This window comes from Pseudomonas inefficax (genome assembly GCF_900277125.1).
Taxonomy (GTDB): Bacteria; Pseudomonadota; Gammaproteobacteria; order Pseudomonadales; family Pseudomonadaceae; genus Aquipseudomonas; species Aquipseudomonas inefficax.
Genome location: NZ_OPYN01000224.1, coordinates 120,021 through 140,230, shown reverse-complemented (window position 1 = coordinate 140,230; position 20,210 = coordinate 120,021). Strand labels below are relative to the sequence as shown.

Annotated in this window: 18 protein-coding genes; 12 read left to right on the top strand and 6 right to left on the bottom strand. The window is 64.4% G+C overall.

Annotated elements, in window-relative coordinates; genetic code table 11:
* Positions 1-29: 29 nt before the first annotated feature.
* From parE to JV551A3_RS28400, 5 genes are all read left to right on the top strand, one after another.
* The gene (parE, locus tag JV551A3_RS28420; protein WP_015272020.1) at positions 30-1,934 is read left to right on the top strand and encodes a DNA topoisomerase IV subunit B; all 1,905 of its coding nucleotides are present in this window, start codon (positions 30-32) and stop codon (positions 1,932-1,934) included.
* The gene (locus tag JV551A3_RS28415; protein ID WP_133975773.1) at positions 1,931-2,917 is read left to right on the top strand and encodes an esterase-like activity of phytase family protein; all 987 of its coding nucleotides are present in this window, start codon (positions 1,931-1,933) and stop codon (positions 2,915-2,917) included. Before parE ends, JV551A3_RS28415 begins: the two co-directional genes overlap by 4 nt.
* On the top strand, positions 2,914-3,432 hold the full coding sequence (locus JV551A3_RS28410; RefSeq protein ID WP_133975771.1) for a retropepsin-like aspartic protease family protein: 519 nt from the start codon (positions 2,914-2,916) through the stop codon (positions 3,430-3,432). The genes JV551A3_RS28415 and JV551A3_RS28410 overlap by 4 nt, the downstream gene beginning before the upstream one ends.
* A gap of 10 nt (positions 3,433-3,442) precedes the next feature.
* Complete coding sequence (gene parC, locus JV551A3_RS28405; protein WP_133975768.1) at positions 3,443-5,701, top strand: DNA topoisomerase IV subunit A; 2,259 nt, start codon at positions 3,443-3,445, stop codon at positions 5,699-5,701.
* A 171-nt stretch (positions 5,702-5,872) separates the two neighbouring features.
* Positions 5,873-6,583 (top strand): PqiC family protein, encoded by a 711-nt coding sequence (locus tag JV551A3_RS28400; RefSeq protein ID WP_112253696.1) that lies wholly within the window; start codon positions 5,873-5,875, stop codon positions 6,581-6,583.
* A 178-nt stretch (positions 6,584-6,761) separates the two neighbouring features.
* Here the strand turns inward: JV551A3_RS28400 and JV551A3_RS28390 are convergent, their stop codons facing one another.
* Positions 6,762-8,216 (bottom strand): AhpA/YtjB family protein, encoded by a 1,455-nt coding sequence (locus JV551A3_RS28390; protein WP_112253695.1) that lies wholly within the window; start codon positions 8,214-8,216, stop codon positions 6,762-6,764.
* A gap of 135 nt (positions 8,217-8,351) precedes the next feature.
* Between JV551A3_RS28390 and serB the strand changes: the two genes are divergently transcribed.
* Entirely contained in the window at positions 8,352-9,566 is a 1,215-nt protein-coding gene (gene serB / locus JV551A3_RS28385; protein WP_166674312.1) for a phosphoserine phosphatase SerB, read from the top strand.
* A 130-nt stretch (positions 9,567-9,696) separates the two neighbouring features.
* Here serB and asd read toward each other — a convergent pair whose 3' ends face one another.
* The 3 genes from asd to JV551A3_RS28370 are packed head-to-tail and all read right to left on the bottom strand — an operon-like array spanning position 9,697 to position 12,959.
* Positions 9,697-10,560 (bottom strand): archaetidylserine decarboxylase, encoded by an 864-nt coding sequence (asd, locus tag JV551A3_RS28380; RefSeq protein WP_133975764.1) that lies wholly within the window; start codon positions 10,558-10,560, stop codon positions 9,697-9,699.
* A gap of 9 nt (positions 10,561-10,569) precedes the next feature.
* Entirely contained in the window at positions 10,570-11,379 is an 810-nt protein-coding gene (locus JV551A3_RS28375) for a rhodanese-like domain-containing protein (RefSeq protein ID WP_133975762.1), read from the bottom strand.
* Positions 11,380-11,423: 44 nt separating this feature from the next.
* The gene (locus JV551A3_RS28370) at positions 11,424-12,959 is read right to left on the bottom strand and encodes an HDOD domain-containing protein (protein ID WP_133975760.1); all 1,536 of its coding nucleotides are present in this window, start codon (positions 12,957-12,959) and stop codon (positions 11,424-11,426) included.
* 130 nt (positions 12,960-13,089) lie between these two features.
* Between JV551A3_RS28370 and motA the strand changes: the two genes are divergently transcribed.
* Complete coding sequence (gene motA, locus JV551A3_RS28365) at positions 13,090-13,941, top strand: flagellar motor stator protein MotA (RefSeq protein ID WP_112253690.1); 852 nt, start codon at positions 13,090-13,092, stop codon at positions 13,939-13,941.
* A gap of 3 nt (positions 13,942-13,944) precedes the next feature.
* Positions 13,945-14,958 carry a flagellar motor protein MotB gene (gene motB / locus JV551A3_RS28360; protein ID WP_133975758.1) on the top strand — a complete coding sequence of 338 codons (1,014 nt, stop codon included), beginning with the start codon at positions 13,945-13,947 and terminating at the stop codon, positions 14,956-14,958.
* A gap of 189 nt (positions 14,959-15,147) precedes the next feature.
* Here the strand turns inward: motB and rsgA are convergent, their stop codons facing one another.
* Complete coding sequence (gene rsgA / locus JV551A3_RS28355) at positions 15,148-16,179, bottom strand: small ribosomal subunit biogenesis GTPase RsgA (protein WP_133975756.1); 1,032 nt, start codon at positions 16,177-16,179, stop codon at positions 15,148-15,150.
* Between the two features lie 142 nt (positions 16,180-16,321).
* Between rsgA and orn the strand changes: the two genes are divergently transcribed.
* Together orn and JV551A3_RS28345 are read left to right on the top strand one after the other, a co-directional pair.
* Complete coding sequence (orn, locus tag JV551A3_RS28350) at positions 16,322-16,864, top strand: oligoribonuclease (RefSeq protein WP_003258152.1); 543 nt, start codon at positions 16,322-16,324, stop codon at positions 16,862-16,864.
* 100 nt (positions 16,865-16,964) lie between these two features.
* Positions 16,965-17,576, top strand: coding sequence for a trimeric intracellular cation channel family protein (locus tag JV551A3_RS28345; RefSeq protein ID WP_013974442.1), 612 nt, complete (start codon positions 16,965-16,967; stop codon positions 17,574-17,576).
* Between the two features lie 171 nt (positions 17,577-17,747).
* Here the strand turns inward: JV551A3_RS28345 and queG are convergent, their stop codons facing one another.
* Positions 17,748-18,812 carry a tRNA epoxyqueuosine(34) reductase QueG gene (queG, locus tag JV551A3_RS28335; protein WP_112253687.1) on the bottom strand — a complete coding sequence of 355 codons (1,065 nt, stop codon included), beginning with the start codon at positions 18,810-18,812 and terminating at the stop codon, positions 17,748-17,750.
* Between the two features lie 65 nt (positions 18,813-18,877).
* Here queG and JV551A3_RS28330 point away from each other — a divergent pair, with 65 nt between their 5' ends.
* Positions 18,878-19,738, top strand: coding sequence for an NAD(P)H-hydrate dehydratase (locus JV551A3_RS28330; protein WP_133975754.1), 861 nt, complete (start codon positions 18,878-18,880; stop codon positions 19,736-19,738).
* A 2-nt stretch (positions 19,739-19,740) separates the two neighbouring features.
* Positions 19,741-20,199 (top strand): tRNA (adenosine(37)-N6)-threonylcarbamoyltransferase complex ATPase subunit type 1 TsaE, encoded by a 459-nt coding sequence (gene tsaE / locus JV551A3_RS28325; protein ID WP_153671421.1) that lies wholly within the window; start codon positions 19,741-19,743, stop codon positions 20,197-20,199.
* The last annotated feature ends 11 nt before the right edge of the window (positions 20,200-20,210 follow it).

Sequence of the window (20,210 nt, the reverse complement as noted above, 5' to 3'; positions counted from 1 at the left end):
TGCATTCACCAGACTGACGACGAGACCCTATGGCCACTCCCAGCGCTAGCGCCTATAACGCAGACGCCATCGAAGTCCTCTCGGGCCTTGACCCGGTCCGCAAGCGGCCGGGCATGTACACCGATACCAGCCGCCCCAACCACCTGGCCCAGGAAGTCATCGACAACAGTGTCGACGAAGCCCTGGCCGGGCATGCCCGTTCGGTGCAGGTCATCCTCCATGCCGACCACTCGCTGGAAGTCAGCGACGATGGCCGCGGCATGCCGGTGGACATCCACCCGGAAGAGGGCGTGTCCGGGGTCGAACTGATCCTCACCAAGCTGCACGCCGGCGGCAAGTTCTCCAACAAGAACTACCAGTTCTCCGGTGGCCTTCACGGCGTGGGCATTTCGGTGGTCAACGCCCTGTCGACCCAGGTGCGCGTGCGCGTCAAACGTGACGGCAACGAATACCAGATGACCTTCGCCGATGGCTTCAAGGCCAGCGAGCTGGAAGTGGTCGGCTCGGTTGGCAAGCGCAACACCGGTACCAGCGTGTACTTCAGCCCCGACCCCAAGTACTTCGATTCGCCGAAGTTCTCCATCAGCCGCCTCAAGCACGTGCTCAAGGCCAAGGCCGTGCTGTGCCCGGGCCTGCTGGTCAGCTTCGAGGACAAGGCCAGCGGCGAGAAGGTCGAATGGCACTATGAAGACGGCCTGCGCTCCTACCTGGTCGATTCGGTCAACGAGTTCCAGCGCCTGCCCGACGAGCCGTTCTGCGGCAGCCTGGCCGGTAACAAGGAGGCCGTGGACTGGGCCCTGTTGTGGTTGCCCGAAGGCGGTGACAGCATCCAGGAAAGCTACGTCAACCTGATCCCTACTGCCCAGGGCGGCACCCACGTCAACGGCCTGCGCCAGGGCCTGCTGGACGCCATGCGTGAGTTCTGCGAGTTCCGCAACCTGCTGCCGCGCGGCGTGAAGCTGGCCCCGGAAGACGTCTGGGAACGTATCACCTTCGTGCTGTCGATGAAGATGCAGGACCCGCAGTTCTCCGGGCAGACCAAGGAGCGCCTGTCGTCGCGCGAGGCGGCTGCCTTCGTTTCCGGCGTGGTCAAGGACGCTTTCAGCCTGTGGCTCAACGCCCACCCCGAGTTGGGCATGCAGCTGGCGGAGCTGGCCATCAGCAACGCCGGGCGTCGCCTGAAGGCCAGCAAGAAGGTCGAGCGCAAGCGCATCACCCAGGGGCCGGCACTCCCCGGCAAACTGGCCGATTGCGCCGGCCAGGATCCGATGCGCGCCGAACTGTTCCTGGTCGAGGGTGACTCGGCCGGTGGCTCGGCGAAGCAGGCGCGTGACAAGGAGTTCCAGGCGATCCTGCCGCTGCGTGGCAAGATCCTCAACACCTGGGAAGTGGACGGTGGCGAAGTCCTGGCCAGCCAGGAAGTGCACAACATCGCCGTGGCCATTGGCGTCGACCCGGGGGCCACCGACCTTGCGCAGCTGCGCTATGGCAAGATCTGCATCCTCGCCGACGCCGACTCCGACGGCCTGCACATCGCCACGCTGCTGTGCGCGCTGTTCGTCCAGCACTTCCGCGCGCTGGTCGAGGCCGGGCATGTGTACGTGGCCATGCCGCCGCTGTATCGCATCGACCTGGGCAAGGAAATCTACTACGCCCTCGACGAGGCCGAGCGTGACGGTATCCTCGATCGCCTGGTGGCCGAGAAGAAACGCGGCAAGCCACAGGTCACCCGCTTCAAGGGCCTGGGCGAGATGAACCCGCCACAGCTGCGCGAAACCACCATGGACCCGAACACCCGGCGCCTGGTGCAGCTGACCCTGGACGATGTACAGGCCACCTGCGAGCTGATGGACAAGCTGCTGGCCAAGAAGCGCGCGGGCGACCGCAAGAGCTGGCTGGAAACCAAGGGCAACCTGGCCGAGGTCATGGTTTGATTCGGCGGCTTCTGGCTGCCTGCCTGGCGCTGGTTGCCCTGCCGAGCCTGGCGGGCAGCTGGCCAGAGTTGAAGCTGAACGCCGAGCACCCGATCGAAGGCATGCGCGGTGGCAACCTGTCTGGCCTGGTGGAATGCCGGGGCGGACTGTGGGGCGTGTCCGACCGTGACGACGACCGCATCTACCGCCTTGACCAGCAGAACGCCACCTGGCGCGCACAGCCGCTCACCTTCACGCCGCCGCCGGTGCCGGAAAGCGGCCTGCCGTGGGGGCTGAAGTCGCGCAACTGGGCGGCTTCGTACGTTCGCGGTGGTGAGCTGGATTTCGAAGGCATCACCTGTGACCAGGCTGGTAACCTGTACCTGGTCAGCGAGGCCCATGCTGCCGTACTGCAGCTACCGCTGGAGGGCAAGCCGGACTGGTTGAAGATCGACCCGGCGATGGTGCGCCAGGCCCGGGCCAGTGGCATGCTGCTGAACTTCAACGCCTTGTTCGAAGGCCTGGCGATCAGCCCGGCGGGCGACCGCCTGTGGCTGGCCGCCGAGCGCGAACGGCGGGGCCTGGTGGCAATCGAGCGCCAGCAATCGGTGTGGACCTGCGGGCGCAGCTGCGTGCTGCTGAGCGAGGCTGGCGTCGAAATGCAGCCGGCACAGATGCCCAATGCCCAGGCGCTGTCACGCGACTTTGCCGACCTGGCCTGGTTCGAAGGCAAGCTGTTCACCCTCGAACGCAACGCTTACAGGGTGTGCCGTCGCGATACCGACAGTGGCAAGGTCGAGCGCTGCTGGTCGTTCGCTGCCGATGCCCTGGTCGAGTCGCGCCGTTATCAACAGCCGTTCGGCTTGGCCGAGGCCCTGGTGATCGATGCCAAGGGCGCCTGGATCGGTGTGGACAACAACAACGGCGCCCGCGCCGATGGCGAGACACGCCCGATCGTCTGGCGCTTCGATGCGCCGGAAGGCGGATGGAGCGCCAAGCCATGAGCCAGGCACCGGGCAAGCGGGCTGGCAAGGTATTGATGATCGTCGCCTGGGCGGCGGCGCTGTTCCTTGCCACGCGTTTCTTCGGCCAATGGGAAGACAGCCAGCGCAACCCCAATGCCCAGGTGCAATCGTCGCATGGCGAAGGCTTCATCGAGGTGCGTCTGCTCGGCAACGGCCAGGGCCACTTCGTGGTGGATGGCGCGATCAATGGCCAGGTGGTGCATTTCATGCTCGACACAGGTGCCACCGACGTGGCCATCCCCGAGGCATTGGCTCGCGAGCTGGGCCTGCAGCGCGGCAGCCCGGTGCAGCTCAGTACCGCCAACGGTCGTACCGAAGGTTACCGAACGCGCCTTGCCAGCCTGCAGTTGGGTGATATCCGCCTGCAGGACGTGCGTGCCATCGTGGTACCGGGCCTGGACGGGCATACCGTATTGCTGGGCATGAGTGCCCTGAAACAACTTGAATTTACCCAGCGCGGCGGCACCATGCTGCTGCGCCAGAACCTGAAATGACGAGGCCCGCATGAGCGACTCACTGGAACTCAGCCTGGACGGCGTGGAACGCCGCTCGCTGGCTGACTTCACCGAACAGGCCTACCTCAACTACTCCATGTACGTGATCATGGACCGCGCCCTGCCGCACATCGGCGATGGCCTGAAGCCGGTGCAGCGACGCATCGTCTACGCCATGAGCGAGTTGGGGCTCGATGCCGATGCCAAGCACAAGAAGTCGGCGCGTACCGTTGGTGACGTGCTCGGCAAGTTCCACCCCCACGGCGACTCGGCCTGCTACGAGGCCATGGTGCTGATGGCGCAGCCGTTCAGCTACCGCTACACCCTGGTCGACGGTCAGGGCAACTGGGGTGCGCCGGACGATCCGAAGTCGTTCGCTGCCATGCGTTATACCGAAGCGCGTCTTTCGCGCTACGCCGAAGTGCTGCTCAGCGAAGTCGGCCAGGGCACCGTGGACTGGGTGCCCAACTTCGACGGCACCCTGCAGGAGCCGGCCGTGTTGCCTGCGCGCCTGCCCAACATCCTGCTCAACGGCACCACTGGTATCGCCGTGGGCATGGCCACCGACGTGCCGCCGCACAACCTGCGTGAAGTGGCTACGGCATGTGTGCGCCTGCTCGACGAGCCCAAGGCCACCATCGAGCAGCTGTGCGAGCACATCCAGGGGCCGGACTACCCGACCGAGGCCGAGATCGTCACGCCGCGGGCAGAAATCCTCAAGATGTACGAAAGCGGCCGCGGTTCCATCCGCATGCGTGCCGTGTACCGCGTCGAGGATGGCGACATCGTTGTCACCGCGCTGCCGCACCAGGTCTCCGGAGCCAAGGTGCTGGAGCAGATCGCTGCGCAGATGCAGGCCAAGAAGCTGCCGATGGTCGCCGACCTGCGTGACGAGTCGGACCACGAGAACCCGTGCCGCATCGTCATCATCCCGCGCTCCAACCGGGTGGATGCCGATGAACTGATGCAGCACCTGTTTGCCACCACTGACCTGGAGAGCAGCTACCGGGTCAACATCAACATCATCGGCCTGGATGGCCGCCCGCAGTTGAAGAACCTGCGGACGATTCTGGTGGAATGGCTGGAGTTCCGCACCAATACCGTTCGTCGCCGTCTGCAGCACCGCCTGGACAAGGTGGAGAAGCGTCTGCACCTGTTGGAAGGTTTGCTGACCGCGTTCCTCAACCTGGATGAAGTGATCCACATCATCCGCACCGAGGAGCACCCCAAACAGGCGCTGATTGCCCGCTTCGGCCTGACCGAAATCCAGGCCGATTACATCCTCGAGACCCGCCTGCGTCAATTGGCGCGCCTGGAGGAGATGAAGATCCGCGGCGAGCAGGACGAATTGCTGAAGGAACAGGCCAAACTGCTGGCCCTGCTGGGCAGTGAGGCCAAGCTGCGCAAGCTGGTACGCAGCGAGCTGATCAAGGATGCCGAAACCTATGGCGACGACCGCCGCTCGCCGATCGTCGAGCGCGCCGAGGCCAAGGCCCTGTCGGAAAACGAGCTGATGCCGACCGAGCCGGTCACCGTGGTGCTGTCGGAGAAGGGCTGGGTGCGCTGCGCCAAAGGCCACGACATCGATGCCACCGGCCTGTCGTACAAGGCCGGCGATGGCTTCAAGGCCGCCGCTGCCGGGCGCTCCAACCAGTTTGCCGTACTCATCGACTCCACTGGCCGCAGTTACTCGCTGGCCGCCCACAGCCTGCCATCGGCGCGTGGTCAGGGCGAACCGCTGACCGGTCGCCTGACACCACCGCCGGGGGCCACCTTCGAGTGCGTGCTGTTGCCGGACGACGACGCGCTGTACGTAGTGGCCTCGGACGCCGGCTATGGCTTCGTGGTCAAGGGTGAAGACCTGCAGGCCAAGAACAAGGCCGGCAAGGGCTTGCTCAGCCTGCCCAACGGTGCCAAGGTCATGACCCCGCGCCTGGTGGCCAACCGCGAGCAGGACTGGCTGGCGGCGGTGACCACCGAAGGCCGCCTGCTGGTGTTCAAGGTCAGTGACCTGCCTCAGCTGGGCAAAGGCAAGGGCAACAAGATCATCGGGGTGCCGGGCGACCGGGTGGCCAGCCGTGAAGAATTCGTTACCGATCTGGCAGTGATTGCCGATGGCGCGACTCTTGTATTGCAAGCCGGCAAGCGTACCCTATCTCTGAAAGCGGACGACCTGGAGCATTACAAGGGCGAGCGCGGACGGCGCGGCAGCAAGCTGCCACGCGGGTTCCAGCGGGTCGATGGGTTGCAGGTGGAAGTGCCGGCATAACCGGTGAAATGTCTGGAACGGCAATTTCAGCGCCGTTCCGGGCAGAAATGCTGGAGTCGGACGGTTATTTCGCGGATGATATGGCCCTTGCGGTGCCGGCGTGGCCGTGTGCCCGTTTGAACCTACATGTATCACTGCGGTTGGCCTGTTGGCGACCGCCTGGATGGGATGATGAAATTTCTGCGCCTTCCATTTGCGCTGTTGATGACTGGCCTGCTGGGCCTTGGCGGGTGCACCATGCACCAGCCGGTTGCCCTGTACCAGCTCGACAGTGGTGATCCTGGTCAGCCTTCGCAGAGTGCGGGCATGGCCGTGGTGCTCGGCCCGGTATCGGTAGCCGATTACCTGCAACGTGAGACGTTCCTGCAGCGTCAGCCCGATGGCAGCCTGAGTTCGGCGACCGACGGTCGTTGGGCCGGTAGCCTTTCGTCGGATATCGACCAGCTGCTGGTGCGCCAGCTTGCCTGGCGCCTGGACAGCCAGCGTGTGGTGCTGGCGCCGGCGGCGGCCGGTTTCAACCCGGATGTACAAGTGCTGCTGTCGATCACGCGCCTGGACTCGGGCAAGGACCAGCCGGCCATCCTGGATGCCCAGTGGCGCCTGCTGGACCGCCGAGGCCACGTGCGTGACAACCGCATCGTTCACCTTGAGCAGCCACATGCGGGCAGCGAGGCGTCGCAGGTGCAGGCCCAGGGTCAATTGCTGCAGAAGCTGGCCGAACAGCTGAGCACGGCGGTCAAGCCGCTGGCAAACCAGCCGGCGATTGCCGAAGAGTCGCCAAAGAAGCAGGCTGCTCCGGTTCAGGTAAAGAAGACGCCGGAGAAATCCAAGATCCCGATGGCTGCGCCGATTCGGACCGATATGGAAGTCTACCGGTTCTGATCGAACTGCCAGGTACGAAAAAGCCCGCAACGATGCGGGCTTTTTCGTATCTGCTGTTTGTGTACTGCCTGTACCGGCCTCTTCGCGGGTAAACCCGCTCCCACAGGTACAACACAGGCCTTGAGGGCGGTGATATCCCTGTGGGAGCGGGTTTACCCGCGAAGAAGCCACCTCGATATCAGGCTCGGCGTTCGTGCATCCGCGCCAGTTGCCGCTCCAGCATCGACGGGTAGGGCTCCATCAGGCGCTCCACGCAGCAGGCGCCTTCGGGGCTGGCAATCGGGCGAATGCGGGCGCGTTGGCGAATCAGCGTGTCATCGCTGATCTGCCGCTCCACCAGCAACAGGTTGCGGCTGTGCTGCGACAGTGCCAGGGCGTCCTGGGCCTTTTCGGCCATCAGCAGGTCCACCAGCTCCAGCCCTTGCAGGTCATTGCCCAGGGCCAGGCCCAGTTGCAGCTGCAGGGTTATGCCGCTGTCCGCTACCTCGATCTGCAGGGCATGGCCCAGGGCGCGCAATAGCTCGCCGCAGCAGATGGCGTTGGTCAGATAGTCCTCGCCGCAGTCGCGGCTGTGGAACAGCACCAGGGTGCTGCCGTCGTTGAGCGTGTGAGTTTCGCCGTCGTAGAGCGAGGCGGCGTGCTCCAGGCAATCGCGGTAGCGCTCGGTCAGTTCGGTCAGGCGCGTGCGCGGCAGGCGACGCAGCTGCTCCTGCGAACCTAGTTGCACGGCAAGCACGGCACTGTACTGAGGCTCGTCGGATTCAATCACGGCGGCCTTGGGCGCGCTTTCGTCGTCCAGCAGGCCGGCGAAGGCTTCATCATCATCGTCCGCCTGGGTGGCAGGTTTGGCGCGTGGTGCGGCCTTGGCTGCCGGGACTGCGTCGTGCAGGTCATCGAACTGCTCGTCGTCCTCTTCTTCAGGCTCCGGCTCAGGTGGCGGTGGCGGGGCCAGGCGCGCGTGCAGCTGGCGGGCGATGTCGCCGATCTCGTCCTGCCGGTCGGTGGCCGGGGTATAGGGTTGCGGGTCGCGCAGCCACACCCGCAGCTGCAGCAATGGCAGAGTGATGAAGCGGCCCTGGCGCAGGCTCAAGGTCAGCGCCAGCACCAGCAGGATGGCGGCAAGTATGCCCATGCTCTGCAGGCTGATCAGCATCGGCTGCTGGAACTGGCTCATGTCCAGGCTGATGCGCAGTTGCCCGGCGGTCACATCCTGGAAGGTGATCTTGGTCTGGTACAGGCCTTCGGCCTCGCCCAGCAGGCTGTTGCGCGGGCGCTGCCCGGCTTCGGCGAGGATGCGGTTGTCCACGCTGTAGATCGCCGCATGGGCCACCAGCGGGTTCTTCACCAGGTTGCCGAGCAGCACGTTGAGGCTGAGGATGTCGTTGGCCACCAGCAGCTCGGTCGCCGAGGTGGCGGTCTGGGTGGTCAGGCTTTGGCCCAGGGCATCGGCCTGCTCGTGCATGGCCTGCTTGAACTGCAGGCCCATTACGCAGGCGTAGATCACCAACGCCAGCGCCACCAGGAATATGTTGGTGCAGGCGATGCGCAGTGCCAGCGGCACGCGACGTTGACTCAGGGCGCGATAGATCATCAGGAAGAAGTTGTCTGCTTTGACGGGCGTGGGCCGGTTCACTGAGCTCGGCTCTTAATGGCATGAAAGTGTGGGGCAGTATAGCGAGCCGGGTTTTGTCGGCAAAGTATCGTTGGCGCCCGATGGTCACGGAAAATCGGTAGAATGCGCATTTTTCATCGAAGTCGGAGCCAGGTTGTGCGCGAAATCGTCCTGATCAACATCACCGGTGAGGACCGTCCCGGTCTCACTGCGGCTATCACCGGCGTCCTGCTGCAGGGCGGTGTGAGCATCCTCGACATTGGCCTGGCAGTCATGCACGGTACCTTGTCGTTCGGCATTCTGGTCGATATCCCGGACAACGAAGTGGCAACTTCGCTGCTGCAGAGCGTGCAGGCCAAGGCCCACGAACTGAACCTGCAGGCCCGCTATACGCCGATTTCCGAGGCAGACTACCAGCATTGGGCCGATGGCCAGGGCGAGGCGCGCCACATCGTCACCTTGCTCAGCCGCAAGATCACGCCAGAGCAGCTGCAGCGGGTGAGTGCGGTAATCAGCCAGTACGGCCTGACCATCGAGCGCATCGAGCGCCTGTCGGCACGTGTGGCGCTGGATGCCGAGACCGACAAGGGCAAGGCGGCTATCGAAATCTCCGTGCGCGGCGTACCGAGCGATGCCCAGGCGCTGCGTGCAGACTTCTTCGCCCTGGCTGAAGAGCTGAGCATCGATATCGCCTTCCAGAAGGACGATCTGTTCCGCCGCAACCGTCGCCTGGCGGTGTTCGACATGGACTCGACGCTGATCGAAGCCGAAGTCATCGACGAACTGGCCAAGGCTGCTGGCGTGGGTGAGCAGGTGGCCGCAATCACCGAGCGCGCCATGCGTGGCGAACTGGATTTCCGCGCCAGCTTCAAGGAGCGCATGGCGCTGCTCAAGGGCCTGGATGTGGGTGTGCTGGACGAGATCGGTGCGTCGCTGCGCCTGACCGAGGGCGCCGAGAACCTGTTCGCCGAGCTCAAGCGCCTGGGTTACAAGACAGCGATACTGTCCGGTGGCTTCACTTACTTTGCCCGCCAGGTGCAGGCACGCCTGGGCATCGACTATGTGTTCGCCAATGAGCTGGAAGTGGTCGACGGCAAGGTGACCGGTGTGGCGGTGGAGCCGATCGTCGATGCCCAGCGCAAGGCCGAGCTGCTGCAGAAGCTGGCCAGCGAAGAAGGTTTGCAGCTGGAGCAGACCATTGCCGTGGGTGACGGTGCCAATGACCTGCCGATGTTGTCGCTGGCCGGCTTGGGCGTTGCGTTCCGGGCCAAGCCGCTGGTGCGTCAGTCGGCCAAGCAGGCGATTTCCACGCTGGGGCTGGATGGGGTGCTGTACCTGCTGGGCCTGCGCGACCGCGACGCCCGCGGCTGATCTGCAAACTTGGGGCCGCTTTGCGGCCCTTCGCGGGCACGCCCGCTCCCACAGAAAAGGTCGCGCTTAGCCTGTGGGAGCGGGCGTGCCCGCGAAGGGCTGCGAAGCGGCCCCAAGTTCTATCAGGCAATCAAGCCTGCACAGGCGCCGCCAGCTGCTGCCCCATACGCACCGCAGAGCCGGCACCCAGCGTTTCGGCCCATTTCACCTGCTCCGGCCCGAACAGCACGATAGCAGTCGACCCCAGCTTGAAGCGGCCCAGTTCGGCGCCTTTCTCCAGGTGGATCGGCGCGCGGCTGGCTTCGTCGTAGCGGAAGGTTTTCAGTTCACGCTTGGGCGGCGTCACCAGCCCGGCCCATACGGTTTCGATCGAAGCGACGATCATTGCGCCAACCAGCACCACGGCCATCGGCCCGCGCTCGGTATCGAACAGGCAGACCACGCGCTCGTTACGGGCGAACAGCTCGGGGACGTTCTCTGCGGTGGTCTGGTTGACCGAGAACAGGCGGCCCGGCACGTAGACCATTTCACGCAGGGTGCCGGCCAGCGGCATGTGCACGCGGTGGTAGTCCTTGGGCGACAGGTAGATGGTGGCGAACTCGCCACCCATGAACGGCGCGGCCATGGCCGGGTCACCACCCAGCAGCTCCTGCGCGCTGAAACCGTGGCCTTTGGCCTGGAAGATGCGGCCATGCTCGATCGGGCCAAGCTGGCTGACGGCACCGTCGGCCGGGCACAGGATAGCGCCCGGGGTCTCGTCCAGCGGGCGGGCACCCGGCTTCAGGGCGCGGGTGAAGAATGCATTGAAGTGCTCGTAGGCGCTCAGGTCCTCGACCAGCGCTTCGCTCATGTTGACCTGGTAACGCTTGGCGAACCAGGCGGTGAAGGCGTTCTTGAACCAGCGCACGCGGCACTCGGCGATGCAGCCGGCCAGCCGCGACAGCAGGTGGTGCGGCAGCAGGTACTGGCTGATGATGAACAAACGGGATTTCATGCAGGTTCCTTAGACTTCTACAGGCGTGTCCGGGTGGTTGCCCCATTCGCTCCACGAGCCGGCGTAGGCCTTGACGCGCGGGTAGCCGAGGGCCTTGGCCACCAGGTAGGTGAAACCGGAGCGGCGGTGGGTCTGGCAGTGGGTGATCACTTCCTTGTCGGGGGTGATGCCCAGGTTCTGCAGGACTTCGGCGATGTCCTGGCGAATGCGCAGGTGGTCGTTGAGGTCCATGCCGGCGGTCCACTCGAAGTTGATTGCGCCGGGGATGTGGCCGCCCTTGGCTGCCAGTACTTTTTCGCCGCTGAATTCCTGCGGGCCACGGGCGTCCCAGATGACCAGGTCGTTGGCGCCCAGGCGGCTTTGCAGGTACTCGCGGGTGGCGGTGGGCGAACTGTCGATGCGCAGGTGCACCGGTGTGTTGCCGCTGGTGGGTACCTCTGTGGAGAGCTTGTCCGCGGGCCAGGCCTGGATGCCGCCATTGAGGTAGTGGTAACGCTTGTGGCCGATCACATCGAGCAGCCAGATGAAGCGCCCGGCCCAGCCGCCGCCTTCATCGTCATACACCACATACACGGCATCGTCGCGGTGGCCGAGTTCGCTGAACAGTTTTTCCAGCTCACCCAGGGCCGGCAGCAGGCCGGGCGCGGGGGGCTGGCCGAGCTGGGTACGCTTGCCTTCGACGAAGCGTGCGCCGGGGATATGCCCGCTGACATAGCGGTTGGCGCTGCTCAGGTCGACCAGGATCAGCTGTGGCGAATCCAGGCGCGGCAGCAGGTCCGCAGCTTCGATCACCAGGGGCAGGCCGGAAAAGTCAGTCATCCACGGTCTCCAGTGTGGAAAGAGGGGCGATTGTAGCGCATGGCTCAGGCCTTGCGGTTGGCAAACACCGACATCGCCCGTTCGGTGCACTGTGCGGTCTTGCCGAAGGCTTGCACGCTGATATCGGCCAGCGGCCGACAGCCTTGGTCAGCCACCATCAGCATCAGCACCTGATCGTTTACCGCCAGTGAGCGCAGCAGTACGTGCTCGCTGCGGAACAAGGCACGCAGTGGGGCCGGCAGCAGGGCCGAGAGCTGGCTGTGGTTTTCCGGGGTGATACGCAATTGTCCGGCCTTGGCCAGCAGCTTTTGCAGCAGTTTGTTCTCCGCCACCGGCAGTACCAGTGCCCCGGCTTCCTTGGGCAGGCCGGCCATCTGCTGCACGCGCAGCTGGTCGTTGGCCCTGTCCAGGCTCAGTAGCAGGATCCGTTGCAGGCCAGCGGCCAGAAGGGCCTCGATAACCTGCGTGGCCAGGTGCACGCTGTTGGTAAACGGGCTGGGCTGGACCAGAAGGTCCTGGCACAGCTTGCGCCAGCGTGCCAGTTCGTCGTTGGTCGGCGGTGGCGGAGCCAGCATGTCCGGGTGCGGGCGGCGCTGGTGCCAGGGCCAGATCAGCGCTTCGGCTGGGTGGAACAGGGCATGCTGGGCATGGCGGCGGGCGCTGGCCGCAGCCTGCTGGTGCACCTGTTGCTGTACGTCTTCCAGCGAGGTCTGCAGGTACAGTGCGGTCAGCAGTTGCCAGCGCAGCAGGTGCGGGTTGTCCCAGCCCACCTGTGCCGCCAGGGCCAGGTTGTTGGCCAGCAGCACGGTGTTGGCCGGCTGGTTGAACCAGCGGCGCAGACCAGGCTCGGCATCCAGGCGGTGTTGCTGGCTGAGCAGGTCCTGGTCGCGGGCGATGCTGAGCACCTGGGCCAGTTGTTCGCGCTCTTTCAGCAGCAGGCGGTAACCCTGGGTCACCCACTGTGGCAGGCGCCAGTACTCCGCCATGGTCTGGCACAACTCCATGATGCGCACGCCAAACAGTTCTTCCTCGACATGTGCAGCGTCTTCACCCTTGTGGATTACCCGCAGCTCCCAGGTATCGAGCAGCTTGGGGTAGGCCAGCGCCAGCGGCCAGAGCGGCGACAGGAACAACAGGCTGCCCCAGTGGATTTCCTGCCACAGCCGTGCCAGACGGCTGGCGAACAGGCCGCTGGCTTGCTGCGAGGCGTGCTGGCTGATCAGCTGGAACTGGCACAGTACCGGCGGGATCTCTTCGACGGGCACTGCGGGCAGGCGCTTGAGCAGCTGCTCGCTGCGCTCCAGGCCCAGGCGGTTGAGGGCGACTTCCAGGCTTTCGGCGGGCTCTGCCAGGCTGGCATTGGTGGGGTGATTGGCTTCGCGCATCACCGACAGCACCAGTGCCGGGCTATCCTGCATCAGTTCGGCGATATCGCGCAGCGAGCGGCGGCTATCGTAGATGGCGGCCATGACCCGGTCGTAGCTGTGCTTCGGCACGGGGATGCGAACACTCTCGAGCAGCTTTACCCAGGCCTCTAGCGTACGTGGAGCCTGAGCGGGCACCTTGGTTTCAATTGGCATTTTGACATCAGTCCGAACTGGCTTTTCGCATTGAGTGGCTATAGTCTGGCGCAGTTCTGCCGATAAGTAGAAGAAGAGTTTTAAAGCTCCCGTCTCTTCCCCTGACCACGACAGCAAGTGCTTTGAACCTATGGCTAAAATTATCGGCATCATCGTCGTATTCGCGAGCGTGCTCGGCGGATACGTGCTTTCCCACGGCAAGATCGCGGCACTGATCCAGCCGTTCGAAGTACTGATCATCGGCGGTGCGGCCTTTGGTGCATTCCTGCAGGCCAACCCTGGCCACATGACCATGCACGTCATCAAGAAGTCGATGAAGATGTTCGGCTCGCGCTTCACTCATGCCTTCTACCTGGAAGTGCTGGGCCTGGTGTACGAGATCCTCAACAAGAGCCGGCGCGAAGGCATGATGGCCATCGAGGCTGACATCGAGGATGCCGCCGCCAGCCCGATCTTCGCCAAGTACCCGACGGTGCTGGCCGATGAGCGCATGACCGCGTTCGTCTGCGACTACCTGCGCATCATGTCCACCGGCAACATGGCCCCGCACGAACTCGAGGGCCTGTTCGACATGGAACTGCTGAGCATGAAGGAAGAGCTGGAGCACCCTTCCCATGCGGTGAACGGTATCGCCGACGGCATGCCCGGCTTCGGTATCGTTGCGGCGGTACTGGGTATCGTGGTGACCATGGCCTCGCTCGGCGAGGGTGACCAGGCCTCGATCGGCCTCCATGTGGGTGCGGCACTGGTGGGTACCTTCTTCGGTATTCTGGCGGCCTACGGCTTCTTCGGCCCGCTGGCCAAGTGCCTGGAGCACGATGCCAAGGAAGAGCTGAACCTCTACGAATCGATCAAGGCATCCTTGGTGGCCTCGGCCTCGGGCATGCCGCCTTCGCTGGCGGTCGAGTTCGGGCGCAAGGTGCTGTACCCCAAGCACCGCCCAAGCTTCGCCGAGCTGGAACAAGCGGTCCGCGGTCGCTGAGTCATGGAGAACAATCAGCCCATCATCGTCAAGCGCGTCAAGCGCTATGGCGGCGGCCACCACGGCGGCGCCTGGAAAATCGCCTTCGCCGACTTCGCCACGGCGATGATGGCGTTCTTCCTGGTGCTTTGGCTGTTGTCCACGGCCACGCCGGAACAGAAGATCGCCATTGCCGGCTACTTCAAGGACCCGATCGGCTTCTCGGAAAGCGGTACGCCCTACATCATCGACCTGGGTGGCTCCCCTCAGCTGGCGCCGGAAAAGACCATCAACCCCGAAGCCAAGTCGGAACCGACGCCTGATACCAGCATCCAGCTGGACAAGGACCAGGTGGAGACCATGGCCGAGCAGGTTGAGCGTGAGCGCCTGGAGTTGCTGCTGCAGGAACTGCAGAACAAGGTGGAAGAGAACCCGCAGCTGCAGAAGTTCAAGGACCAGATCCTGTTCGAGATCACCCAGGACGGCCTGCGCATCCAGATTATGGATGCCGAGAACCGGCCGATGTTCGACATCGGCAGCGCGCGCCTGCAGCCGTACTTCGAGGACATTCTGCTGGCTATGGCCGACACCATCAAAGCGGTGCCGAACAAGATCAGCATCAGTGGCCACACCGATGCCAAGCCGTATGCCGGCACTGGCGAGTTCGGCAACTGGGAACTGTCGGCCAACCGTGCCAACGCCGCGCGCCGCGCGCTGGTGGCTGGTGGTTACCCGGACGGCCAGGTGGCACGGGTGGTCGGCTACGCCTCGTCGTCGCTGTTCGACCGCAAGGACCCGTTCAACCCGGTCAACCGCCGCATCGACATCATCGTGCTGACCAAGAAGGCCCAGCGCAATATCGAAGGCGAGCAGGGCGCGCCAGAAGCACCGGCTGCCGAGCCCGCACCGCCGGCCGCTGCGGCACCGGCTGCGCCAGGGGAGGCCGGGCAGGCACCCATGCAGCCGCGCGAGCTGCGCCAGAAGCTGAACATCTTCGAAGAAGGGACGCTGAAGATGGATGAGGCAAAGGACCAGTAAACCCTTTTTCGTCTTACGCGGTCCCTTGTGGGAGCGGCCTTGTGTCGCGAAAGGGCCGCAACGCGGCCCCGGCAATATTTGTATTAATGCTGATATCTGGGGCCGCTGCGCGCCCCTTTCGCGACGCAAGGCCGCTCCCACAGGATCGCGCCGTAGCTGAAACCGGCGCAGAACCTGTGGCGCAAGCGGTCAGTAAGCGTCTTCCGGCAAACTGGCGATGATCGAGCGGTAGCTACTCATCCGTTGCGGCTTGATGCGCCCCTCGTCCAGCGCCTTGAGCAGCGCACAGCCCGGTTCGCGATCATGCTTGCAGTCGCGGAAGCGGCAGGTGCCGAACAAGTCGCGGAACTCGATGAAACCATCCTCCACATCGCTGCGGCTGACATGACCCAGGCCGAACTCGCGGATACCCGGCGAATCGATCAGGTCACCGCCATTGGGGAAGTGGTACAGCCGCGCAGTAGTGGTGGTGTGGGTGCCCTGGCCAGACCATTCCGACAGGTCACCGACACGGGTGCCGGCGTCCGGCAGCAGGCTGTTGACCAAAGACGACTTGCCCACCCCCGACTGGCCGACGAATACGCTGATGTGGCCGTCGAGCATCTGCTGCAGGCGTTGCATGCCGTCACCGTGATGTGCCGAGACTTCCAGCAGCGGGTAGCCCAGCTCGCGGTAAACCTCCAGCAGTGCGTGCAGCCCCGGGCCGTTCTCGTCGTTGATCAGGTCGGCCTTGTTCAGCAGCAACAGCGGGCGAATGCCGGCGTGCTCTGCGGCCACCAGGTAGCGGTCGATCAGGTTGGGGTGCGGTTCGGGCGCAGGGGCGAAGACGATCACGATCAGGTCGACGTTGGCCGCCACCGGCTTCAGCTGGCCGTGGTTGTTAGGCCGGCACAGCTCGGTGCTGCGCGGCATCTGCGCGACGATCACGCCAATGCCCTGGTTGCCCGCCCGCCATACCACGCGGTCGCCGGTAACCAGCGCCGGCAGATTGGCGCGCAAGTGGCAGCGGAACACCTGGCCAGCCGCTTCGCCATCCTGGGCTTCCACCTCTACCTGCACACCGAAGTGCGCAATCACCAGGCCCAGCTGCTCCGGCCCCAGGTCGCCACCCTCCAGCTCCTGCAGTGCGTGCTGTTCGCGTTTGGCCGCACGCGCGGCGCGCTCGTTCTGAATTTTTTCGATGCGCCAGTTCTGGCGGCGATTGAGCTGGCGTTTGGCCATGAAGGTTCCGTGCGTGGGGCAGGTTGAAAACGGCAGGCAGTTTAGCACGCCAGGCGCCGGACCATTTGGCTTACCTTCGTGCCGTGAATGGGCGTGCCTTGGCCACTACGCTACTATGACGGCCTATACGAGGAGTCCCCGCATGCAAAACCCACAGAACCTGATCTGGATCGACCTGGAAATGACAGGCCTGGATCCGGACAGCGACGTCATCATCGAGATGGCCACCATCGTCACCGACAGCGAACTGAACACCCTGGCCGAAGGGCCGGTGATCGCCATCCACCACAGTGACGAAGTGCTCGCGCGCATGGACGAATGGAACACCCGCACCCATGGTGCTTCGGGCCTGACCCAGCGCGTACGCGAGAGCAAGGTCGGCATGGCCGAAGCCGAGGCGCAGACCATTGCCTTCCTCGAGCAGTGGGTGCCGAAAGGCAAGTCGCCGATCTGTGGCAACAGCATCTGCCAGGACCGCCGCTTCCTGTACCGGCACATGCGCAACCTGGAAAACTACTTCCACTACCGCAACCTGGATGTGTCGACCCTGAAGGAACTGGCTGCACGCTGGGCGCCTGACGTGCGCGACAGCTTCAAGAAGGGCAACACCCACCTGGCGCTGGACGACATCCGCGAATCGATCGCCGAACTGCGCCACTATCGCGAGCACTTCATCAAGGTGTGAGCCGAAAAGGCGCAGATATTGTATCTGCGCCCTCTTTTGGTGCCCTGGGCAACTGGTTAGACTGCGCGCCTTTCTCGCACGCCCGCACGGACTCCGCACCATGTTGTTGATGCTCTACCTCATCGCCATCACCGCCGAAGCCATGACCGGCGCGTTGTCTGCCGGCCGCCGCGGCATGGACTGGTTCGGCGTGGTGCTGATTGCCTGTGTCACCGCCCTGGGTGGCGGCTCGGTGCGTGACGTGCTGCTTGGGCACTACCCGCTGACCTGGGTGAAGCACCCTGAATACCTGGTGCTGACCAGTTGTGCAGCGCTGCTGACCATTTTCATCGCGCCGATGATGCGCCGCCTGCGCTCGCTGTTTCTGGTGCTCGATGCCCTGGGGCTGGTGGCCTTTACCCTGATCGGCTGCATGACCGCACTGGAGATGGGGCAGGGCATGCTGGTGGCGTCGATCAGCGGGGTGATCACCGGGGTGTTCGGCGGGATCTTGCGGGATATCTTTTGCAACGACATTCCCCTGGTGTTCCGTCGCGAGCTGTACGCCAGCGTGTCGTTTGCCGCGGCGTGGTTCTATCTGGGCTGCGTGTATTTCAAGGTGCCGGCGGAGCAGGCGATGCTGCTGACCTTGTTTGGCGGGTTCCTGGTGCGGCTGCTGGCGATTCGGTTCCATTGGGAAATGCCCAAGTTTCACTACAACGACCAGCAATGAGGCAATCGCGGGCGCAACCTGGCTCCTGTGGGGATTACCCAGCCCTTTGGGCTGCGCTGGCGCTCCGAGTACCCTGTGGGAGCGGCTTTAGCCGCGAAGAATCCAACGCGGTGCATGGCACGGGCTTCGCCCGTGTTCGCGGGTGAACCCGCTCCCACAGGGATTGTGTGGCTACGAAACGCCGTGTTGCGCTAGCGCCCACTCCACGTGCTCCCTCACCAGCTCCGATGCATCCTCGCGTCGTGCCTTCAGCGCCTCGATCACCGGGATCGTCGAAGGTGCATTGCCAAGCCCCACTGCCAGGTTGCGCAACCAGCGCTCATACCCGGCCCGGCGCAACGGCCCACCTTCGGTCTTGCGCAGGAAGGTCCTTTCATCCCACAGGAACATCTCCGCCAACTCGGCATTCTCCAGCCCGTGCCGTGGCTGGAAGTCCTGTTCCTGGCTGTGCCTGGCAAAGCGGTTCCACGGGCAGACGATCTGACAGTCATCGCAACCGAACACCCGATTGCCCATCTTCGAACGCAACTCGACAGGGATCGGACCCCGCAGTTCGATGGTCAGGTAGGAGATGCAGCGCCGTGCATCCAGCACATACGGCCCGACGAAGGCCTGGGTCGGGCAGATGTCCAGGCAGGCCTGGCAGCGCCCGCAATGTTCGCTGGTGGTGGCTTCGTCCACCGGCAGCGGCAGGTCGACGAACAGCTCGGCGAGGAAGAAGTAGCTACCGGCCTTGCGGTTGAGCAGCAGGGTGTTCTTGCCGATCCAGCCTAGCCCGGCCTGCTCGGCCAGGGCCTTTTCCAGCACCGGAGCGCTGTCGACGAAGGCGCGGTAGCCGAACGGGCCGATGGCTTCCTGAATACGATCGGCCAGAAACTGCACACGCTTGCGCACCAGCTTGTGGTAATCCCGGCCCAGGGCGTAGCGCGACACATAGGCTTTCTCCGGCTGTGCCAGGCGCTGCGCCATCTGCGTATCGCCGGGCAGGTAGTCCATGCGCAGCGATACCACGCGTACCGTGCCGGGGATCAGTTGCTCTGGGTGCGCGCGCTTGCTGCCGTGAGCGCCCAGGTATTCCATCTCACCCTGGTAGCCGGCGTCGAGCCAGCGCTGCAGGTGGTGTTCGTGTTCGCCAAGGTCGACCCCGGCGATGCCGACATGGGCAAAACCGAGTTCTTGGCCCCAAATCTTGATCGATTGGGCCAGTTGGATGAGGTCAGGCGTACAGGCGGACATGGATGGGCAAGGCAATACGGGCTCAGGTGCGTATAATTCTGCCAGACATTGGAGCCTTTGACCCCATGCCGCAGACCAAACACCCCAGCCATACCCCACAATTGCTCAGCAGCGTGAGCGTCGCGCGCCTGCCGGCACGGCATGCGCACGCCCATAAAGGCGACTTCGGCCATGTACTGGTGGTCGGTGGCGACCTTGGCACTGGCGGCGCCGTGCTGCTCAGCGCCGAAGCTGCCCTGCGCTGTGGCGCGGGGCTGGTCAGTGTGGCGACGCGGCCCGAACACGTGACTGCCAGCCTGGCGCGCCTGCCCGAGGTCATGTGCCTGGGCGCCAGCTCGGCCAACCAGCTGATGGGCGTGCTGGAGCGCGCTTCGGTGCTGGTGGTCGGCCCTGGCCTGGGCCAGGCGGCCTGGGGCCGCAGCCTGCTGTCGGCGGTGGCCAATGCCGAGCGCCCGCAGGTGTGGGACGCCGACGCCCTGAACTTGCTGGCGCGCACCCCGCTAGCTCTGCCCAGTGGCAGCATTCTTACCCCGCACCCGGGGGAGGCGGCGCGGCTGTTGGGCATTTCCACCGAGGCTGTGCAGGCGGACCGCCCGGGCGCCGCACGCAAGCTGGCGCGCCGGTACAACAGCGTCTGCGTGCTCAAGGGGGCCGGCACTCTGGTAGTCGACCCGGTCGGGCAGTTACTGCTGTGCGAACGTGGCCACCCGGCCATGGCAGGTGCTGGGCTGGGCGATGTGCTGACCGGCGTGCTGGCGGCGCTGCTGGCCCAAGGCCTGGATGCCTGGCATGCCGCAGGGCTGGGGGTATGGCTGCACGCCTGCGCGGGCGAGCGTCTGGGCGTAAAAGGTAGGGGCTTGGCTGCCAGCGATCTGGCGCCGGTCATTCGTGAGTTGTTGGAGGAGCATTCTGCGTGTCTGGCTTAAACCTGTTTCTGGCCGATGAAGCGGCCACGGTCAAATTCGGTGCACAACTGGCCGAGGTGACCGGCGGTCACGGCGTGATTTTTCTGGAAGGTGACCTGGGTGCGGGCAAAACCACGCTGTCGCGTGGCCTGATTCGCGGCCTGGGCCATACTGGTGCAGTGAAAAGCCCGACCTTCACTGTGGTCGAGCCTTACGAGATCGGCGAGGTGCGGGCGTTCCATTTCGACCTGTACCGCCTGGTCGATCCGGAAGAGCTGGAGTTCATGGGCATTCGTGACTATTTCGAGGGCGACCCGCTGTGCCTGTTCGAGTGGCCACAAAAGGGTGCGGGCGTTTTGCCAAAGCCCGACCTGACCATTACCATAAGCCCCCAAGCGGGCGGACGCTCGCTGATCCTTTCGCCGCAGGGGGCTCGCGGCGAGGCCTGGTGCGTGGCACTGGCCGAACACTATAAACAGTAAGTGGGGTAGGT

Bases quoted from the DNA above. Each gene is read 5' to 3' on its own strand.
- JV551A3_RS28370 (WP_133975760.1), bottom strand. From the start codon at position 12,959: ATGCCAATTGAAACCAAGGTGCCCGCTCAGGCTCCACGTACGCTAGAG.
- asd (WP_133975764.1), bottom strand. From the start codon at position 10,560: ATGAAATCCCGTTTGTTCATCATCAGCCAGTACCTGCTGCCGCACCAC.
- motB (WP_133975758.1), top strand. From the start codon at position 13,945: ATGGAGAACAATCAGCCCATCATCGTCAAGCGCGTCAAGCGCTATGGC.
- parC (WP_133975768.1), top strand. From the start codon at position 3,443: ATGAGCGACTCACTGGAACTCAGCCTGGACGGCGTGGAACGCCGCTCG.
- JV551A3_RS28345 (WP_013974442.1), top strand. From the start codon at position 16,965: ATGTTGTTGATGCTCTACCTCATCGCCATCACCGCCGAAGCCATGACC.
- motA (WP_112253690.1), top strand. From the start codon at position 13,090: ATGGCTAAAATTATCGGCATCATCGTCGTATTCGCGAGCGTGCTCGGC.
- JV551A3_RS28410 (WP_133975771.1), top strand. From the start codon at position 2,914: ATGAGCCAGGCACCGGGCAAGCGGGCTGGCAAGGTATTGATGATCGTC.
- JV551A3_RS28375 (WP_133975762.1), bottom strand. From the start codon at position 11,379: ATGACTGACTTTTCCGGCCTGCCCCTGGTGATCGAAGCTGCGGACCTG.
- JV551A3_RS28330 (WP_133975754.1), top strand. From the start codon at position 18,878: ATGCCGCAGACCAAACACCCCAGCCATACCCCACAATTGCTCAGCAGC.
- JV551A3_RS28400 (WP_112253696.1), top strand. From the start codon at position 5,873: ATGAAATTTCTGCGCCTTCCATTTGCGCTGTTGATGACTGGCCTGCTG.
- queG (WP_112253687.1), bottom strand. From the start codon at position 18,812: ATGTCCGCCTGTACGCCTGACCTCATCCAACTGGCCCAATCGATCAAG.
- rsgA (WP_133975756.1), bottom strand. From the start codon at position 16,179: ATGGCCAAACGCCAGCTCAATCGCCGCCAGAACTGGCGCATCGAAAAA.
- parE (WP_015272020.1), top strand. From the start codon at position 30: ATGGCCACTCCCAGCGCTAGCGCCTATAACGCAGACGCCATCGAAGTC.
- orn (WP_003258152.1), top strand. From the start codon at position 16,322: ATGCAAAACCCACAGAACCTGATCTGGATCGACCTGGAAATGACAGGC.